This window comes from Nocardia sp. NPDC019395 (genome assembly GCF_040632335.1).
Taxonomy (GTDB): domain Bacteria; phylum Actinomycetota; class Actinomycetes; order Mycobacteriales; family Mycobacteriaceae; genus Nocardia.
In genome coordinates, this window is record NZ_JBEYBT010000010.1 from 144831 (window position 1) to 163616 (window position 18786).

The 18786-nt window shown below is 65.4% G+C and carries 16 protein-coding genes; 1 reads left to right on the plus strand and 15 read right to left on the minus strand.

What is annotated here, in order from left to right; genetic code table 11:
• Window positions 1–95: 95 nt before the first annotated feature.
• From ABZ827_RS21805 to ABZ827_RS21865, 13 genes are all read right to left on the minus strand, one after another.
• Window positions 96–542 carry a hotdog fold thioesterase gene (locus ABZ827_RS21805; RefSeq protein WP_357239382.1) on the minus strand — a complete coding sequence of 149 codons (447 nt, stop codon included), beginning with the start codon at window positions 540–542 and terminating at the stop codon, window positions 96–98.
• Window positions 539–1408, minus strand: coding sequence for an ABC transporter substrate-binding protein (locus tag ABZ827_RS21810; RefSeq protein ID WP_357239385.1), 870 nt, complete (start codon window positions 1406–1408; stop codon window positions 539–541). The genes ABZ827_RS21805 and ABZ827_RS21810 overlap by 4 nt, the downstream gene beginning before the upstream one ends.
• 74 nt (window positions 1409–1482) lie before the next feature.
• Window positions 1483–2322 carry a formate dehydrogenase accessory sulfurtransferase FdhD gene (fdhD, locus tag ABZ827_RS21815; protein ID WP_357239388.1) on the minus strand — a complete coding sequence of 280 codons (840 nt, stop codon included), beginning with the start codon at window positions 2320–2322 and terminating at the stop codon, window positions 1483–1485.
• Window positions 2319–4628 (minus strand): FdhF/YdeP family oxidoreductase, encoded by a 2310-nt coding sequence (locus tag ABZ827_RS21820; RefSeq protein ID WP_357239391.1) that lies wholly within the window; start codon window positions 4626–4628, stop codon window positions 2319–2321. The genes fdhD and ABZ827_RS21820 overlap by 4 nt, the downstream gene beginning before the upstream one ends.
• Before the next feature lie 50 nt (window positions 4629–4678).
• A complete protein-coding gene (locus tag ABZ827_RS21825; RefSeq protein WP_357239394.1) occupies window positions 4679–5311 on the minus strand; it encodes an MBL fold metallo-hydrolase in 633 nt (210 codons plus the stop codon).
• Window positions 5308–6393: an S-(hydroxymethyl)mycothiol dehydrogenase gene (locus tag ABZ827_RS21830; protein ID WP_357239398.1), complete on the minus strand. Its 1086-nt coding sequence runs from the start codon at window positions 6391–6393 to the stop codon at window positions 5308–5310. Before ABZ827_RS21830 ends, ABZ827_RS21825 begins: the two co-directional genes overlap by 4 nt.
• Before the next feature lie 55 nt (window positions 6394–6448).
• Window positions 6449–7465: a dihydrodipicolinate synthase family protein gene (locus tag ABZ827_RS21835; RefSeq protein ID WP_357239401.1), complete on the minus strand. Its 1017-nt coding sequence runs from the start codon at window positions 7463–7465 to the stop codon at window positions 6449–6451.
• A gap of 24 nt (window positions 7466–7489) precedes the next feature.
• A complete protein-coding gene (locus tag ABZ827_RS21840; protein ID WP_357239404.1) occupies window positions 7490–8980 on the minus strand; it encodes an NAD-dependent succinate-semialdehyde dehydrogenase in 1491 nt (496 codons plus the stop codon).
• Window positions 8981–8987: 7 nt separating this feature from the next.
• Window positions 8988–9971, minus strand: coding sequence for an ornithine cyclodeaminase family protein (locus tag ABZ827_RS21845; protein ID WP_357239407.1), 984 nt, complete (start codon window positions 9969–9971; stop codon window positions 8988–8990).
• 124 nt (window positions 9972–10095) lie between these two features.
• Complete coding sequence (locus ABZ827_RS21850) at window positions 10096–11496, minus strand: SLC13 family permease (RefSeq protein WP_357239410.1); 1401 nt, start codon at window positions 11494–11496, stop codon at window positions 10096–10098.
• A 244-nt stretch (window positions 11497–11740) separates the two neighbouring features.
• Entirely contained in the window at window positions 11741–12970 is a 1230-nt protein-coding gene (locus tag ABZ827_RS21855) for an FAD-dependent oxidoreductase (protein ID WP_357239413.1), read from the minus strand.
• Between the two features lies 1 nt (window position 12971).
• Complete coding sequence (locus ABZ827_RS21860) at window positions 12972–13301, minus strand: 2Fe-2S iron-sulfur cluster-binding protein (protein ID WP_357239416.1); 330 nt, start codon at window positions 13299–13301, stop codon at window positions 12972–12974.
• A 10-nt stretch (window positions 13302–13311) separates the two neighbouring features.
• A complete protein-coding gene (locus tag ABZ827_RS21865) occupies window positions 13312–14508 on the minus strand; it encodes a cytochrome P450 (protein ID WP_357239419.1) in 1197 nt (398 codons plus the stop codon).
• 118 nt (window positions 14509–14626) lie between these two features.
• Here ABZ827_RS21865 and ABZ827_RS21870 point away from each other — a divergent pair, with 118 nt between their 5' ends.
• Window positions 14627–15526 (plus strand): LysR substrate-binding domain-containing protein, encoded by a 900-nt coding sequence (locus tag ABZ827_RS21870; RefSeq protein WP_357239422.1) that lies wholly within the window; start codon window positions 14627–14629, stop codon window positions 15524–15526.
• 94 nt (window positions 15527–15620) lie between these two features.
• On the opposite strand, the gene ABZ827_RS21875 is transcribed toward ABZ827_RS21870, so the two are convergent.
• Both ABZ827_RS21875 and ABZ827_RS21880 read right to left on the minus strand, forming a co-directional pair.
• Window positions 15621–17057, minus strand: a complete 1437-nt coding sequence (locus ABZ827_RS21875; protein WP_357239425.1) for an MFS transporter — start codon at window positions 17055–17057, stop codon at window positions 15621–15623.
• A 528-nt stretch (window positions 17058–17585) separates the two neighbouring features.
• On the minus strand, window positions 17586–18368 hold the full coding sequence (locus ABZ827_RS21880) for a LysR substrate-binding domain-containing protein (RefSeq protein WP_357239429.1): 783 nt from the start codon (window positions 18366–18368) through the stop codon (window positions 17586–17588).
• Window positions 18369–18786: the final 418 nt, after the last annotated feature.

The following is an 18786-nucleotide window of genomic DNA, read 5'->3' on the forward strand; positions in this document are numbered from 1 at the left end:
TGTACTAAACGTATCGTATCGAATTGCCACTCTACGTCGATGCGGCGCGGATCACAATGCCCTTGTGTGGATCGCGATTTGCGCAGGTAGAAGGGCTATTGTCCGGGATGTCGCGCAACTATCAGGCTGCCGCGTGCACGGAACTCGGCGAGGACATCGTCGTCACGGCGGATGGTTACGTCGCAGATGAGAGTCCGTCCGGAGCGGGCACCGACGATAGCCTCCGCGGTGAGCAGATCGCCGAGCAGCGCCGGTCGCAGAAACTGCATATCCGCGGCCGCGGTTACCGCGGCTGGTCCGAAACTGTTCGCCGCGCAGGCGAATGCCGTATCGGCCAGGGTGAACAGCAGGCCGCCGTGCAGAATCCGGTGTCCGTTGACCATATCCGGGCGGACCCGCATACGAGCCACCGCGCGCCCCTGGGCCGCCGACGGCACCTCTATCCCGAGCGAGCGCGACACTTGATCGGTATCCAGCAGCGCGTGCACGGCATCGGCGATGTGGGCGTTTCCCTGGTTTCCGCTGACGGCAGAGGCGCTCATTCGGCCTCTCCCGCTGCGGGGTCTGCGGGAACGAACAATTCGTCTGCTCCGGGGGCGCCGGGCGGCATCATGTCCAATCCGGCGCGGAGGGAGTAGAGGCGCCGCAGGCCGGCGGCGTCCGGCCGCAGAGACGCCGGAGTGGTATCGATGCTCACCTGTGCGGAGGATTCGGTGTAGCCGCCCCGGACCAGCACGTCGACGGCGTCCGCGCTGTCGGCCGCGGCCAGCCAGCGGCGCGCCTGATCCAAGCAGGACAGGTATACGCTGATCGTCTCCGACGACCGGGGCGGCGCGGAGGGACCGGCCACCAACCCTTGCCCTGGGTAGTCGGGCAGTTCGTCGGCCACGGTGAGTAGGGGCACCAGCCCTTCCTGCCTTGCGTACTCGTCCAGCGGTGGGCCCAGAAGTGTTGCCGCTATCCGGCCCGTCCGAAGCGCCTCGAAGCGTTCACGCACTCCGCCGACCGGCCTCAGTAGATAGTCGCCGGGCGCGAGTCCGTGCGAGCGCAGGACATATCGGAGCACGACGGAAAAACCGTTGTCGACCGCGTCCACCCCCAATTCGGCCCCACGCAGCGCATCGATCGTGTCGACACCGCGAGCGCCCACCAGCGACAGGGGCGTGGTCTGCTCCAGTTGCGCAAGCAGCCGGACGCCGGCCCCGGCGGCATTCCAGACGATCAGATTGTCGATCGCGGTAACGGCGAGCTCGCACTCACCGGCGGCGAGTTGAGCCCGCTGCTGATCCGACGAGCGCGTGAGTATGGTTTCGACGTCGAGCCCGGCCGCCGCGAGTAGTCCCAGCTGGTCGGCCGCAACGTAGACGGGCGGTGGGACGAAAACCGATTGGCGTAGTCGAACGGTCATGAATCATCTGCCTTCCTTGGAGCTGCATTCCGCAGCGTGACGCATATGAAACGGTACGTCTAGGATGTGATCAGTCAATCCTCAGAGTGGTGCGCCGGAATCTCGGTGGTGATGCGTTCGGTCGTGGCGTACACGTTCATGGTTTCGCCGCGTAGAAATCCGATGAGGGTGAGGCCGGCTTCGGCGGCGAGGTCGACGGCCAGCGAGCTGGGCGCCGAGACTGCGGCGAGTATCGGGATCGCGGCCGTCACTGCTTTCTGTACCAGTTCGAAGGAGGCCCGGCTGCTCACCATGAGCACGAGGTCCGCTGCGGGAATCCGGTTTTCGCGCAATGCCCAGCCGATGACCTTGTCTACCGCGTTGTGCCGGCCGACGTCCTCGCGGACAACGAGAGCGGTGCCGTCGGCGGTGAACAGGCCGGCGGCGTGTAGCCCTCCGGTAGTGGTGAACGCCGATTGCCGGGAACGGAGCTTATCGGGCAGCTCGATCAGAGTGGCTGCTTCCATGGTGAAATCGTGGGCAGCAGCAGGGAATCGAGTTCGGGAAAGCACATCGTCGAGTGCTGTTCTGCCGCAGAGTCCGCAGGCGCTGTTGGTGATGAAGCGGCGGCTGGGCAGGGGAACGGGTGTGCGTAGGTGAATGTCGAGGGTGTTGTAGGTGTTGTGGCCTTCGGCGTCGGTTCCGGCGCAGTATCGGGCGGAGACGATATCATCGACCGATCCGATGAGGTTCTCACCGAACAAGAATCCGTAGGCGAGGTCGATATCGTTGCCCGGGGTGCGCATGGTGACGGTCAGTGGCTCACCGTCGATGCGCAGCTCGAGCGGTTCCTCGACCGCAAGGGTGTCGGGCCTGCGGATATGTCCCGCAGGTGATATCCGCAGAGTCTTCCGGCGGGTGGTGACTCGGCTCAATCGCGTGATCCTGCGCAATAGGGTTCCAGCCGGATGGTGACGGCCTTGGAGACCGGTGTGTTCGATCGCTCGGCGACGTGGTCGAGCGGGACCAGCGGATTGGTTTCGGGGTAATAGGCGGCGGCGTTACCCCGAGGTGTGGAGTAGGCGACGATCCGGAAGCCGGTGACCCGGCGCTCGGTACCGTCGGTCCACTCCGATACCAGGTTCACAAGGTCGCCGTCGGCGAAACCTAGGGCGGTGATGTCGTCGGGATTGACCAGTACGGCTTTCCGTCCGTGGTGGATGCCGCGGTAGCGGTCGTCCAGTCCGTAGATGGTGGTGTTGTACTGGTCGTGGCTGCGCAGCGTTTGCAGAATCAGCCGGCCGGCCGGGACCGGGAGCCATTGCAACTCGTTGCTCGCGAAGTTGGCTTTCCCGGTGGTGGTGGGGAATTCGCGGGCATCGCGGGGTGGATGGGGGAGCTGGAAACCGTCGCGGCCGCGTACCCGGCGGTTGTAATCGGCGCAGCCCGGCACCACACGTCCGATAACGTCGCGGATGGCGTCGTAGTCTGCGCGGAACGTCGACCACGGCACGGGATGATCCGGCCCGAATAGTTCGTCGGCGAGTTCACAGACGATGGCGACTTCGCTCCGCAGCTGGTCACTGACTGGCCACAGTCGGCCGGTGGACAAGTGCACCATCGACATCGAGTCTTCGACCGATACTTGCTGTCTGGTGCCGCCGAGGGAGAGATCGGTGTCGGAGCGGCCGAGAGTGGGCAGGATGAGTGCGGTGCGTCCGTGCACGATATGGCTGCGGTTGAGTTTGGTCGAGACGTGGACGGTGAGGTCGCAGTTGCGCAGCGCAGCTTCGGTGACGGCGGTATCCGGGGATGCGGAGACGAAGTTGCCACCCATGCCGAGGAACACCTTGGCCTTGCCGTCGCGCATGGCGCGGATGGCTTCGACGGTGTCATAACCGTGGTGGCGGGGGCAGGTGATACCGAATTCGGTGTCCAATGCGTCGAGGAATGACTCTGGCATCTTCTCCCAGATGCCCATGGTGCGGTCGCCTTGGACGTTGGAATGGCCCCGTACCGGGCAGACGCCGGCGCCGGGTTTGCCGATCATGCCGCGAAGCAACAGCAGGTTTGTGCCTTCTTCGATGGTGGCGACACCGTGCCGTTGCTGGGTGAGGCCCATCGCCCAGCAGAGGATGGTGGCTTTCGAGGTGGCCAGCAGCTCGGCGGTGTGCTCGAGCTGCGTGCGGGTCAGACCGGTCGCGCGCTCGACGACGGTGAGGTCGACCGCGCGCATGCGCTGCGCGTAGGCGTCGAAGCCGTGGGTGTGGGCGGCGATGAATTCCCGGTCGATCACGGTGCCGGGTGCACGGTTCTCGGCGTCGAACAGCAGCTTGCCCAGCCCCTGGAACAGGGCCATATCGCCGCCGACGCGGATCTGCAGGAACTCGTCGGCGATGCTGACACCCGTGGTCAATCCGCTGACCGTTTGCGGGTCCCGGAATCCGAGCAGCCCGGTTTCGGGCAGGGGGTTGATTGCGATGATCTTCGCACCCGACGCCTTGGCCTTTTGCAGTGCAGAGAGCATGCGTGGATGGTTGGTGCCGGGGTTCTGGCCTGCCACCACGATCAGATCGGCTTCCGTGAAGTCGTCGATCGATACCGACCCCTTGCCGATGCCGATGGATCCTGTCAGCGCCGCACCGGAGGATTCGTGGCACATGTTCGAGCAGTCGGGCAGGTTGTTGGTCCCGAAACTGCGTACCAGCAGCTGGTAGAGGAACGCGGTTTCGTTGGCGGTGCGGCCCGAGGTGTAGAAAACCGCTTCGTCGGGGGATTTCAAGTCACGTAATGCGTTGGCGATCAGGCGGTATGCCGCGTCCCAGCCGATGGGGGAGTAGTGCGTGTCACCCGGTCGCACGACCATGGGATGGGTGAGCCGGCCCTGTTGGCCGAGCCAGTATCCGGACTTGCCTTCGAGGTCCCGGATCGGGTGCCGGGCGAAGAAGCCCGGGTCGACGGTACGTAGTGTCGCTTCCTCTGCGACGGCCTTGGCGCCGTTCTCGCAGAATTCGGCGGGGCGGCGGTGGCCGGATGGTTCCGGCCAGGCGCAGCCGGGGCAGTCGAATCCGTGCCGTTGATTCAGGCGAGAAAGGGTGCGCGCGGTGCGGTGTATGCCCATCTCCGCGACGGCGCGTTCCAAGGCGACGGCGACCGCTTTCACCCCGGCTGCCTGAGTTTTCGGTGCGGTGACAGTGAGTTCGGACTCGTCGATGTCGTGCGCCGGGGCGTTGCGGTGCATGGGCTGGGGTGTCGCTTTCTGGTTCGGGCGGTGCGGTCGGAGGAAGCCGGTCAGTGGCCGCGGGCGATCCATTCGGCGAGGTGGGGTGCTTCGGTGCCGATGGTGGTGCCGTCGCCGTGGCCGGTGTAGACGCGGGTGTGTTCGGGGAGGGTGAGCAGGCGGTCGCGGAGGGAGTCGATGATGGTGGGGAAATCGGAGAAGGAGCGGCCCGTTGCTCCCGGTCCTCCGGCGAACAGGGTGTCGCCGGAGAACAGGGCGGCGGCTTCGGGGAAGTGCAGGCACACCGATCCCGGTGAATGACCGGGTGCGTGGATGATGTGCAGCTCGGTGCCCGCGACGGCGATGCGCTGGGTATCGGTGAGCGGCCAGTATTTCTGGCCGGGATGGGTTTGCTGCCAGAGAGGATCGTCGCCGGGATGGACCAGAACCGGTGCGCAGGTGTCCTCGCCGAGCTGCGGGGCGAAGGTGATGTGATCGTTGTGGGCGTGGGTGCAGACGACGGCGACGACATTGCGGTCGCCGATGGCTTCGATGACGGGTCCGGCCTCGTGTGCGGCGTCGACCACGACGACTTCGTCGTCGTTGCCGACGACCCAGACGTTGTTGTCGACCTCCCAGCTTCCGCCGTCGAGTTCGAAGACTCCGGAGGTGACCACCTGCTCGATGCGGAGCCGCCCGGTCACAGCACGACCACCGACCGCAGCACGTTGCCCTGGTGCATGGTGTGGAATGCCTGCTCCACCTCGTCGAGGCCGATACGTTCGGTGACGAACTTGTCCAGCGGCAGCCGGCCTTGTTGATAGAGGTCGATCAGCATGGGGAAGTCGCGTTCGGGCAGGCAGTCGCCGTACCAGGAGGATTTCAGCGCCCCGCCGCGGGAGAAGAAGTCGATCAGCGGCATGTCGAGGCGCATATCGGGGGTGGGCACGCCGACCAGGACGACGGTGCCGGCGAGATCGCGGGCGTAGAAGGCCTGCCGCCAGGTTTCGGGACGGCCGACGGCGTCGATGACGATATCGGCACCGAATCCGCCGGTGAGTTCTTGTACGGCGGCGACGGTGTCGGCGGTGGTGGCGTCGACGGTGTGAGTGGCACCCAGTTCGCGGGCCCAGGTGAGTTTCTTTTCGTCGCGGTCCACGGCGATGATCATGGACGCTCCGGCCAGGCGGGCACCCACGATGGCGGCATCGCCGACACCGCCGCAGCCGATCACCGCGACCGAATCGCCCCGGCCGACGTTGCCCGTGTTCACCGCGGCGCCGAGCCCGGCCATCACTCCGCAGCCGATCAGACCGGCCACGGCCGGATCGGCCGCGGCGTCGACCTTTGTGCACTGGCCCGCGTGGACAAGAGTTTTCTCGGCGAAGGCGCCGATACCCAGTGCCGGTGTGAGTTCGGTGCCGTCGGTCAGCGTCATCTTCTGTGTCGCGTTGAAGGTGTCGAAACAGTACTGCGGCCGACCCCGTTTACAGGCCCGGCAGCTACCGCAGACTGCCCGCCAGTTCAGTACCACGAAATCGCCGACCGCGACGGAGTCGACGCCCGCGCCGACGCTGTCGATGGTTCCGGCGGCTTCGTGGCCGAGCAGGAACGGGAACTCGTCGTTGATGCCGCCCTCGCGGTAGGTGAGGTCGGTGTGGCATACCCCGCACGCGGCCACGGATACCACGACCTCGCCCGGGCCGGGGTCGGGAACGACGATATCGGTCAGTTCGACCGGCGCACCGGGCTTCCGGGCGATGACTCCGCGAACCTGCTGTGGCATGGCTGATGATCCTCCGATTTCCAGTGGGCGACGCCAGATGCTTCCGGTCGGAAGGTCAGGCGGGGTTGCGGCCGATGAAGAAGTTCTTGAACGGCTCGTCCGGGATGTCGAAGCCTGCCTCGATCAGCGCCGCGCGGTATCCCTTCATTTGCTTGTCCTGGAGGCGCATGGTGGGCATGCGCAGCGGGCCGCCGTTGTAACCCTGCAGCCAGCCTTGGAACTTCCAGCCCATCCGGTTGAGTACCGAGCCGCCGTGGACCGCCGCGAAGAGGCCGTTCTTCGCCACGCGTGCCGGGTGCAGCCGCCAGTACAGTTCGGTGGCCTCGTCGTGCTTGCCGTCCCGGATGAGCTGCATGATCCGGGGGATGAGCGGGCCGAAGTACTCGTGGTCGCTGGTCGCCGACAGCTGAATCGGGATGACCTGCGACAGCGGGATGAGATCGCCCTCGATCGGCACCGAGATGACGACCTCGTCACCGAAGAGCCGATGGCACTCGACGGCGTTCATGATGTTCGGGTAGCCGCCCTCGGCTTTGATGACTGCGACGTTCGGTGCGGCGTCGAGGATCCGCCGGGTCAGCCGGGTCGAGATATCGGAGGGATGCAGGCGCGAGAAGTTCCAGATCGTCATCGGGAAGAGAATGATCGCGAGCCCGGTCGCGTCCGCGAACGCCGTGGTGTACTCGAAGACCTCGTCTTCGGTCTCGGGGTAGAAGCTCGGCGGGTAGGTCAGCAGGATGAGGTCGGCACCGGCTGCTTCCGCCCGCTGCGCCATCTCGATGTTCTCTTCGAGCGTGTTGAAGCAGGCGTGGTGACAGATGAAGAAATCGTCGCCGGCCTCTTCTTTCGAGATCCGGACGAATTCGATGTACTCGTCGAGGGAGATACTCACCTCGCCGATGGCGAGGCTTCCGATGAAACCGTGCTCTTTTGCGAGCGCGATATCGTGGCGGATGCCCTTCTCGTTGAGGTTCAACAGGTCGGCCGTGAACGAGGGGATCGTGCAGTTGACGGCGCCGATGAGCTTCTCTCGGGCCCAGGCCCGCGACTCGGTTCTGGTGTAAGCAGCCATGTGTTCGTCTCTTTTCTCCGGGGATCAGTGTTCCCCGGCTCCTTCCCAGGACAGGTATTTGATTTCGAGGTACTCGTCGATGCCGTAGACCGAGCCCTCGCGGCCGATGCCGGACTGCTTGATGCCACCGAAGGGTGCGACCTCGTTGGAGATCAGGCCGGTGTTGATCCCGACCATGCCGGCCTCGAGGGCGGCCGCGACCCGCCAGATGCGGTCGGCATCGGCGCTGAAAACGTAGGAGGCGAGTCCGAACTCGGTATCGTTGGCCATGCGGATGGCGTCGGCCTCGTCGTCGAAGCGGATCAGGGGAGTGATCGGGCCGAACGTTTCCTCATGGGCGATCTTCATGTCCTGGGTGACGCCCGTCAGCACCGTGGGCTCGTAGAACAGTCCCCCCACCGCGCTGACGCGGCCGCCGACAGCAACCGTCGCGCCCTTGGCGGCAGCGTCGCGGACATGTTCGTCGACCTTCGCGACACCGGTGGCATCGATGAGCGGTCCGATCGCGACGCCCTCGCCGAAGCCGTCACCGACGACCAGCCGAGAGGTGCGCTCGGCGTACTCCCGGGCGAAGCGGTCGTAGATTCCCGACTGCACATACACACGATTGGCGCCGATACAGGATTCGCCGGAATTGCGGTACTTCGCGGCAAGGACACCCGTCACGGCGGTTTCTAGGTCGGCATCGTCGAAGACGAGGACCGGGGCGTTTCCGCCGAGCTCCATCGAGACCTTCTTGATCGTCGCCGCGGACTCCTCCAGAAGCTGACGGCCGACCTCGGTGGAGCCGGTGAAGGTGACCTTGCGAATGATCGGGTTGCCGGTGAGTTCGGGGCCGATCGTGCGCGCACTGCCGATGACGACGCTCAGCACACCGGCGGGGATACCCGCGCGGTCGGCCAGCTCGGCCAGGGCGAGTGCTGTCAGCGGCGTCTGCGAGGCCGGTTTCACGACCATGGTGCAGCCCGCCGCCAGCGCCGGCGCCGCCTTACGGGTGATCATCGCCGCGGGAAAATTCCACGGGGTTATTGCCGCGCAGACGCCCACAGGCTCCTTGAGCACGACGATCCGGCGCGAGGCTGTCGGTGCGTCGAAGATATCGCCACGGACCCGCTTGGCCTCCTCGGCGAACCATTCGATGAACGACGCCGCGTAGGCCACCTCGGCCCGCGCCTCCGGCAGCGGCTTGCCCTCCTCCAGCGTGATGAGGGCGGCGAGGTCATCGGTGTGCTCGGTGACAAGGTCGAACCAGCGGCGCAGAATCCGGGAACGTTCCTTGCCGGCCAGCCTGCGCCAGCCCGCGAGCGCGCGCTCTGCGGCCTCGATGGCTGCTTTCGTCTGTTCGCGGCTCAGTGACGGTAGCTCGGCGAGCACGCCCCCGGTCGACGGATTGGTGACGGTGAAGGTCCCCGCGTCACCATCCGAGACCCAGCGGCCATCGACGTAGGCGGCGGTGCGCAGCAGGCTCGGGTCTCCCAGGTGCGCGCCGGCAGATTCTTCGGTGGTAGCGGTCACGGTTGCCTCACTTCTCGACCGGCTGGATATGGATGGGGAGCTGGGCACCGAGACCCGCCTGCTTCGCCGCCTCGACACAGACAGCCGCGACGGCGAGGTCCTGGACGGCCGACCCGACCGACTTGTAGAGCACGATCTGCTCGGGGCCGGTTCGCCCGTCCCGCCGGCCGGTGACCACATCGGCCAGTGACCGAATGCGGCCGGAGATGTCTATTCCGGCTGCCTTCGCGGCGAGGAGGTCGCCCGTGTCGTGGAGAACCTCGTCGACCATGTCCGCGACCACGACATCGGCGCGCTCGATGGTCTCGGGGTCCACCTCGCGCTGTTCGCGCAAGGTGGACCCGATCGACACGATCGTCGAGCCCGGCTGCAACCACGAACCGTGGAAGGTCGGGGTCTCGTCATAAGAGCGGGCGGCGCAGATGACCACGGACGCGGCGGCCACGGCAGCCTCGGCGGAACCGCTCGGCTCAACGGATGCGGCTGTGTGCGAGAGGTCCGTGGCGAAGCGGTTCCGGCTCGCCTCGCGCGGACTGAAAACGCGCACCGAGGCGAGCCGGCGCACCGCGGCGAGTGCCTCCACGTGCTTGCGCGCCTCGAATCCGGAACCGATGACAGCGACGTCGAGCTCGCCGGGCCGTGCCAGCAGGTCTGTTGCCAGGGCGGAGGTCGCGGCGGTGCGGAAGCCGGTGATCGAGTTGCCGTCGAGTAGGGCCGCGAGTTCGGCTGTGGCCGGGTCGAACAGCGCCACCAGGTACGAGAACATCCGGCGCTCGCCGAAGGAACCCACGATCGTCTTGGTGCCCATCAAAGCGCCGTTGCCGGGCACACCGCTGAGCGTCCGCAGCATTCCGCTGTCCCCGCGGGCGAGCACGCGGGGCGGGAAGCGGCCCTCGTCGTCGGCTGCGGCGTAGGCGGCCCGGAGTGCGTCGATGGCGGAGCGCCATTCGAAGACCGAGCGCACGGCGGCGTCATCGAGTAAGAGGGTCATGGGCCTACTTCCCTATACGGTACGAAACGTTTCGAATCGAATCCTAGACATTGGTTGTTCGTCCCGCAAGGAATCGGGCGCCGACGGCCTCTCGTGACGTCCAGGTCCCGCATGAGCGGCCCGCTCATCCGAACCACATGGGCAGGAGGACGAAGATGAATACCGGCACGACGGTACCGACGACAACCATCGATGCTCCCCAAGCGAGGAGCCGGCGGAAGAACGCGGTTCGCTGCTGCTCCTCGACATTCGCGATGAGCACAGCTCCTTGCATGGACAGCGGACTGCTGTCGACCACGCTGGAGGATATGGCCAGAGCCGATACTGCTCCGGCGGTCGGAACCGCGGGATGCGCTCCGAGAACAGCTCCCAGCATCGGGATCAGTACACCGATGACGGCTCCCGTTGCCGACATCAGCGAGGTGATGGCACCGACCAGAGCGATCAGGAGGATTGCCAGCAGGGGAGATCCGGTTCCGAGCAGTGCTTCCGAGATCAGTGCAATTCCGCCGACTTCGCCGACCAGACCGATATAGGTGATGATTCCGCCGAGCATGAGGATCGTGGACCACGGCATCGCGGCGATCGCCTTCGTATCGTCCTTCGGTGACATCAATGTCAGCACCAACCCGATCGCGAACGCGCTGAATCCGATGTTCAGCCCGAATCCGATGCCCAGCACGACAAGCAGTGCGATGCCCGCAAGTGTCGCAATGCGCCGAGGAGTGGCCCGTACTCGTGCCGCCTCGGCCGGAGGGTCCAGTACGGTCACGGCCGCTCCTGCGAGTGCAGGCTCCTCTTCGCTCGCCGAATCTGTGGGCGCGGGCTGTACAGCGCTTGCGATCTGTTCCTGACCGGCTTTGTCCACCCGCGCAGTACTGGAGCCGGTGTCGACGGCCACGATCTCATCCCGCCCACGCCGGAGCAGTCCGATGCCACCGAACAGCAAGTAGGCGGCGAGTGCGAGGGCAACATTGAACAGCAAGGAGTTCATGAGAACAGTGCCCGAGGGAACGGGAATCCCGGCGTTGGCCGCTGCGCTGTTGACGAATGCGCCGATGGGACCGATGGGTGACATCGAACCGGCATGACTTCCGTGAATGACCATGATGCCCATCAGCAGGAGGCTGATTCGCGCCTGCCGGGCGATCCCGAGCGCCAGCGGTGCCAGCACGACAGTCGCCGCCGCCGGCCCGGCGCCGAGAGCGCTGAAAAGGATGGCGATGAAGTGGAAGATCCAGGGGATCACCGCGGCCCGTCCACGAACGAGTCGCACGGTCGTCTCGGTGATGAAGGCCATCGTCCCGTTTTGTTGTGCGACAGCAAAGAGATAAGTGATTCCTACGAGGAGGATGAACAGGTCCGCAGGAAAAAGGCCGATAAGCGTCTCCGTCGGTATTCCCGCGGCAAGGATGCCGACGAGGAATACCGACGCGAAGGCCGCCACGCCGATGCTGACGGGCCAGACGGTTCCGATGATGAATATTGCGGCGAGTACAAATAGTGAGAGACCGGCTACAGACATGAGGTGTCCCGTACTCCTTTGTCGGGATCGAACTGACTATTTCCAGCTGCGACTTCTCGTTTCGGCTCTCCGGCAGACGAGTTCGATCAGAATCCCGGGTCGGAGGAGAAGTCGTCCGGATTCGGGTGCGATCCGGTTCGCCGAAGCCCATCGATCATGAATTATTCGGCTGGACTGCGACGTCCGGCGCAGCAGTCTCCGAATTGTATACGGTACGTACCGTACGCGAAGGCGATCCGCGACATTACGCGAATGCGCCCTGCGGGCGGACCATGCGCCGGAGGTCGAACTCGGCGTCCGCTAGTTCGCTGTAGGTCGGCTTCCGCGGGCCCGAGAGCAGCTTCCGTGCGGCCGAGTGGACCGCGGGTTGGTTGACCGACTCGACTGCTACCAGAACGTCCTCGCGGAAACACCACGTGGAGAACTTGCTGCCCGAATCGGCCGGAATCACAGTGCGATCGACTTCGCCACCGGCCCCGGCAATCTGGATCTTGCAGGCGCCCTGGTGGCTCCAGAACCACGGGAGGTCCTGGTAGACAGCCGGTGTTCCGGTGAGCGTCCGGGCCAGGGTGCGGGCCTGATCGGCCGCATTCTGGACCGATTCCCGCCGGACGCGAGCCCGGGCGTGCACGCACGGGAATTCCGCGCAATCGCCGATAGCCCAGACGTGCTCGTCTGTGGTGCGCAGGTATTCGTCCACGTAGATCCCGTTGCCGATATGGAGTCCTGATGCGGAGCCCAGTTCGGTGACGGGTTCGGCGCCGATTCCGACGACAACCAGATCGGCGGCGATTCGTTCGTCATCAGAGCAGATGACCGCAGTGACACGGTGGTCGCTACGTTCGATCTCGGCGACGGTGCTACCGAAGCGAAAATTCACTCCAGCGCGTTGATGCTCGGCGATGAGGCGCTCGGTTGTCGGTTCGGTCAGTGCCCGTAACAAGGGCCTCGGCCCGGCCTCGACGACGGTCACAGCGATGCCGCGCCGGGTTGCGGCGGCGGCGAACTCCAGTCCGATGAAACCGGCTCCCACGACGACCGCTGTGGCGGCGCGGCCGAGTTCGCTGTGCAGATCGGTGGCGTCGGTGGTGTTACGCAGATAATGCACGCCGGAGCCGTGGGCGCCGGGTATGTCCAGGACTCTGTTGCGGGAACCGGTGGCGATCACGAGTTCGGTGTAGGCAAGGGTGGTGCCGTCGGCGCACTCCAGTCGGCGGCCGTGGCGATCGATTTCGGTGACTGCGGTGCCGACGCGCAGATCTACGTCGCGCTCGCGGTAGAAGTCGGGGCCGCGTAGTGGCAGCGGTTGCGGATCATCACCTGTGAGGTAGTCCTTGGACAACGGCGGCCGTTGATACGGCATCTCGTTCTCGGCACTCAGGATGCTGAGCCGGCCGGAGTAGCCGCCTGCTCGCAGGGAGTCGGCAAGTTGGACGCCGGCATGTCCGGCGCCGATGACGACGATTCCGGTCATGTCAGATCTGTGTCTCGGGTAGATCGATTTCCAAGCCGTCGAGAGCCTCGGTGACCGGCACCTGGCAGCCCAGCCGCGAGCGTCGCGGGTCACGGGGATGTGCCGTGCAATCCAGCATCTCGTCCTCGTCTTCCCCGAGCCGGGGGAGTTTGCCGAGATGATCGTCGGAGCGGATGTAGACGTGGCAGGTCGCGCACATTGCCTGGCCGCCGCATTCGCCGATGATTCCCGGGATGGAGCGGGTCAGGGCGGCACGCATGATCGAGGTACCTTCGGTGACCTCGACCACATCGTTGCGGCCGTCGGAGCGGTAAAAAGTGATTTCGGGCATGGGGTTCCTGTCAGTCGTCCCAGGTGACGGGGAGATCGGTGAGGCCGCGAAAGACCCAGCCGAACCAGCGGGTTTCACGCGAGGTGTCCACGCGCAGGCCGGGGAATCTGCGATAGAGCAGAGGGACGGCAATCCGGCCGATAGAGGTTTTCGCCGCCCATAGGCCGGCGCACAGGTGCACTCCGCTGCCGAACGCGAGGTGGGGCTGTCGCGGACGGGATATATCGAAGAGTTCCGGATCGCCGTCGAAATGACCGCTGTCGCGGTTTGCCGCACCGACCACCACGCCGATCGCTGCTTCGGCGGGAAGCGTCACGCCAGCCAGCTCGACTTCGCGAGTGGTCTGGCGAGGGTACATGCCGATCGGGGAGAGCCATCGTGTCGTCTCGTCGAAGACCATGGGCCATAGCGCGGGGTCGGTGAGAACTCGCGCCCGCTGGTCGGGGTGACCCGACAACGCCCACACCATGTTCGTGATCATGTGTTGAGGTTCGTTCATCCCACCGGTGATGGTCAGCTTCACATTGGCGGCGACGGTCTCGTGCGGAAGTCCGGCGTGGATCAGTGCGGAGGTCATGGACTCGTTCGGATTGCGTTCGTAGAACGGGATCAACTCGGCGAGCAGCGCATCGACCTCGGTGCGCGCCTCCTCGCAACGGCGCCAGATCGCCGGGTCGTTCAAGAGGTTGCCGGCACCGGCGATGAATGCGTGCGACCATCGCCGCATCGAATCCACGTCCACATCCGGCAGTCCGAGCAGATCGATCAAATTCTGCGACGCGACCGGGGACGCGTAGTCGCGATTCAGCTCGGCGGTGTCCGGACCCTGTTCGGCCAGCACGTCGAGATAAGCGGTGGCGTTGCGGGTGAATGCCTCGGCCCAGATCGACTCGATGGCTTTGGGGCGCAGGGTCGGGTTGATGGCGGAGCGCTCACACGCGTGCTCGGGATCGTCCTTGCGTAGCATCGGGTGCCCGCCCAGCGCGCGCTTCATGGTGGCTCCGGAACCGCCCACATCGGCGGTGTAGGTCGTCTGGTCGCATTCGATTGCGTGGCACTCCGCGTAGCCGGTGACCAAGTAACGTCCCAGGGCCGGCACCCACGCTATCGGCGCTTCGTTGCGTAGCCGCTGGTAGGACGGGTATGGATCTGCGGCCAGTGCAGCGACGTCCACCCAGTCCGCCACCGGTACCTGCGATCTGATCATGCCGGTTCTCGCCTTTCATGCCCTACGCCACATTTTCTGCAGCCTTTAGTCCACATCACACGTTCATTCTCGTAAAGTGAAGAAAACACCGCTTCTTATTCAGTTTTATGGAGGATGTATGAGCCGGCTCACGGTGCGGCACCTGGAGTTGTTCGCTGCCCTGCCGCAGCACTCCACCCTGGCGGAGGCCGCGGCTGCGCTGCATATTTCTGAATCCGGTCTCTCCCAGGCTGTTTCGGAAATCGAGCGAATCGTGGGAGAGCAACTCTGCGTGCGCCGCAAGGCGAAAGGCCTGCAACTGACTCCTGCGGGTCAGTACTTCGCCCGGCGCGCCGGCCAACTGGCAGACGAGGTGGACTCGCTCGTCGGCGATCTTGCTGCTACTCGCGGCGAGATCACCGGACCGGTCCGCGTCGGATGCTATGTCGGCTTCGCCGACACCGTCCTGCCTGCCACGCTCGCCCACTTCGCCGAGCATCATCCGCGGGCACGGATCGGAGTTCAGGTCGGCGGGGACGACGAACTGCTACCTGCCCTTGCGGACGGACGGCTGGACTTCGCGATTCTCTACGACATGTTCCTTCCCTCCGACCTCAATAAGCAGGTGGTATACGAGACCGAGGTGATGGCTGTACTTCCCGCCGACCACCGCTTGGCCACGCTGCCGGACGTGGCCCTGAGTGACCTGGCCGGGGAATCTCTCGTCTTGCTCGACTCGGCGCCGAGTACCGCCAACACGCACCGGGTCTTCGCCGACCTCGGTCTCCAGCCGAATGTTGGTATTGCCGCGCCGACCATCGAATTGGTCCGCGCCCTCGTCGGGCGAGGTGTGGGATACGGGCTACTCATGGCCCGGCCCAACCCGCCTGTGACCACCACCGAGGGAACGAAGGTCGTTACTCGCCCCCTGCGCCCGCGCGCCGGACAGACCACCGTCGTCGCGGCTTGGCCGAAACATATGACACTCGGACCCCGCGCTCGGGCATTCCTCGACAGATTGGCAATCTCTGTGTCGTAGATGCCGGCCGGCGCCGTGTCGGCCCGCTGCGTGGAGCCCGTGTCGCCACCGGGTGGCAGCGCGCTCCCACCGTGCACGCGCGCACGCCCAGCTGTCAGGACGCCGTAGCGCCCGCCCTGGGTGCGTCGGCCCTCGTCTCCGGCGCAACCAGGGACAGATCCTCCTCCCGGAAACCGGCAATGGAGTCGGCTCCGCTTCGCCTCGCGTCGAATTTGAGACCCGCTAGGGTGCTGAGGAGCACGCCGATCGGGAGCAGCAAGGTGAGGAAAAGGCCCGCGAGGCCGAGCCCGGCGCCGATCAGCGTGCCGCCGACCAGGCCGCCGACTGCCGACCCTGCCCGGGCGCACAGCTCGGTGCTTCCCACCCCGGTGCCTCTGACCCGAGCCGGGTAGGCGGCTGTTGCGAGGATATTCCGTGTCGGCCCGAACGCGGTCGGAAGGATGAGGCCGGCGATCGTGAGCAGCAGCAAAAGTGTGCCGAATCCGGGGTCCGGCGCGAGGCCGATGGCGAGCGCCACCACGACGGAGAGCGCCAGCGCGAACCCGATCACTCGGTAACGGGACACCCGCGCCAGGATCCCGCTGAGTGCAAGGCCTCCCACCACGCTCGCGAAGCCGTACGTGCCGACGATCGTGCTGCTCTGCACGGTGGTGAGCCCCGGCACGGGCTGTTGGAGCAGGGTCGGCAGGTACTGGGCGATCAGTAGCTGGGTGCCGAGCGAGAAGAAGCCGAACAGCCACAGCAGTACCGTGGTGGCGGCGAAACGCCGAGACAGGATAACGGCAAACGCTTCCTGTTTGTCCACATCATCGGACGGTCCGGCGACCACGACCGCGGAAAGATCCGTGCCCGGGGCAAGTCGGGCCAGCACCTGTTTCGCCTTGTCGACCGCGCCGTGGGCGGCGTAGTACGCGGGTGACTCGGGAACGACGAATGCGAGCAGGAGGGCGAGAACGAGGGAGACGACGCCGCCCGCGACGAGCAGTGCACGCCATCCGCCGGTCGGAATGAGCAGGCCGGCCAACCCGGCTCCGACCACCGTGCCCAGCCCCACGCCGGCGTAGCCCGCCGCAACCAGAGAAGCACGCTGCCGCGCCGGGGCAAGGTCGGCGAGCAGGGTGATTCCGGTCGGCATTACGGCGCCGATTCCCAGGCATGCGAGAAACCGCCACGCCGTGAATGTGGTGAAGTTCGCCGACGTGGCGCCCAGCGCGGTTGTCACAGCGAACAGTAGCGTCGCCGAGACCAGTATGCTCTTGCGGCCGAACAGGTCTGCGAGCCGACCGGCGACGAGCGCGCCGACCGCCATGACGATGAACCCGCCCGTGACAACCAGTGTGATCCCGCCGCCGACCGAGACACCCCACTCCTTGGCCAGCGACGGGAAAGTATGGCTGACCATCGTGACCTCCATCCCGTCGGCGAGCAGGACCAGGGTGATGAGCACGAAGTAGAGCCAATGACGCCAGGTCAGACCGATCGAATCGGTCACTGTGGACACGCCGTTGGAGGCGCCGGGCGATGCATCCATGGAAGGCACGAACCTCTCTGTTCGACGGTGCGGCTCGCCTCGGATGAGAGACGCAGATCACCACAACCGGAGGAACCGATACTATACGTTTCGATTCGAATAAAACAAGGATCGTTCGGAGTGGACAGCTCCGGGGTCGGCCGCTTGCATGTCATCGCCAGGGCAGGAGGCCAGGTCGAGGCCGTATGTTCGCGTGTTGGCACACGTGGTGGGCGAGTGTTCGGCTACCACTCCGGACCTGGACGAGTTCTACTGGTCCCGGCCGAATCTTCGGCTCGAAAGCGCGGATCCGAGTGCTTATCTCCTGTTGCGCAGAATTCTGTCCCATGGCGATAGTCAGGGGCTATCTGTTGCCGCGGCGAGGGCTGCCGGTGTCGTCCACAATGCTCCGGTGTAGGTTCCACTGCTAGCAATTGGCTATCAATGCGTATTCCCGGGAGCGGTATTCGTCGTGTCCTCGAAGCCGCCTTCCCGAAGGGTCGCCCTGCCCTCCCGTATCGGCCGTCGACCCGACACTCCGATACCGGATCAGGGCAGGCCCAGCGCCCGGCGCCGGATCCGTGGGTCGAGGTCGTGGGCGTGTTGGGTGGCGAAGGCGACCATCGCGGCGGCCCGGTCCGAGAGGCGCACTCCTCGCGGCCAGATCATTCGGACGCCGCCGCTCGGGTCGGCGGGCGTGATTTCCCGGACCATTACGGGCCGGCCTTCGTAGGTGTGGTCGACGGCGGGGCGCTGGATGAGTACGGCGTAGCCGAACCCCCTGGCCACGAGTGAGCGCGTGAGTTCGAAGTCGTATGTGCGCTGGGTGATTCGCGGGGTGACGCCGGCGTTTTCGAACAGCAGCAGAGTGTGTTGCGCTGCGGGGGGGATATCGAGCAGGATCTGCGGTTCGTTTGCCAGCGCTTCGAGGGGCACGATCTCCTGTGCTGCGAGGGGGTGGCCCTCCGGGAGCAGGACGTAGGCGGGTGTCCGGTAGAGCAGTACCGATTCCAGTCCTTCCGGTAGTGCGATGTCGTAGCCGATCGCTAGGTCGAGGGCGCCGGCGAGGAGCCGCTGGGGGAGTTCGGCCTGGCTGCCGGTGACGACGGTGAGTTCGACCTTCGGGTGGTGGGTGGTGATCCACTCCATCAGCATCGGGACGATCGTCGGTGCGATGGTGACGTAGCAGCCGAGTGCGAGCGGCCGGCGAGTTCCTTTCCGCCGCTGGATGCCGCGAGTTCGAGCTCGTCGGCGTCGCGCAGTAGGGCTCGTGCGCGTTCGGACAGGAAATTCCCGGTCGGCGTCACCTTCAGGTGGATCCCATCGACCCACAGTAGACGTAGTCGGCGCCGCCCAGGGGTTTTGATCATTGCTCTTGGTCGGGCCAAACCGTGTGACTCTCAGCCCTGGCGCCGCGCTGCCAACTGATCACGCTATCTGCCACCCGATAAAGCGCGTTTCACTGCGCGCAGTGGCTGCTCACTTATCGACGGCCGAGGACTTGCATGGTAGGTGGGATCGAGTGGAAGAAGTCTGACTTGGTGTCCTTCATGAGTGTGATGGACGACCTCGAACTCGGTGATCGTACCGATAGTCGGCCACTGCTCCGGAGAGTGACGCTCACGGCTCCGCACTGCAAGAACCGATCGGCCAGTAGTCACAGCGAGTGCGCCGAGACGAACTGATATCTTCGACCAGCATGTTCGCAGCCCATCCCTGTGAATGGCCGCTCTACCCCACAAGGAGCTGA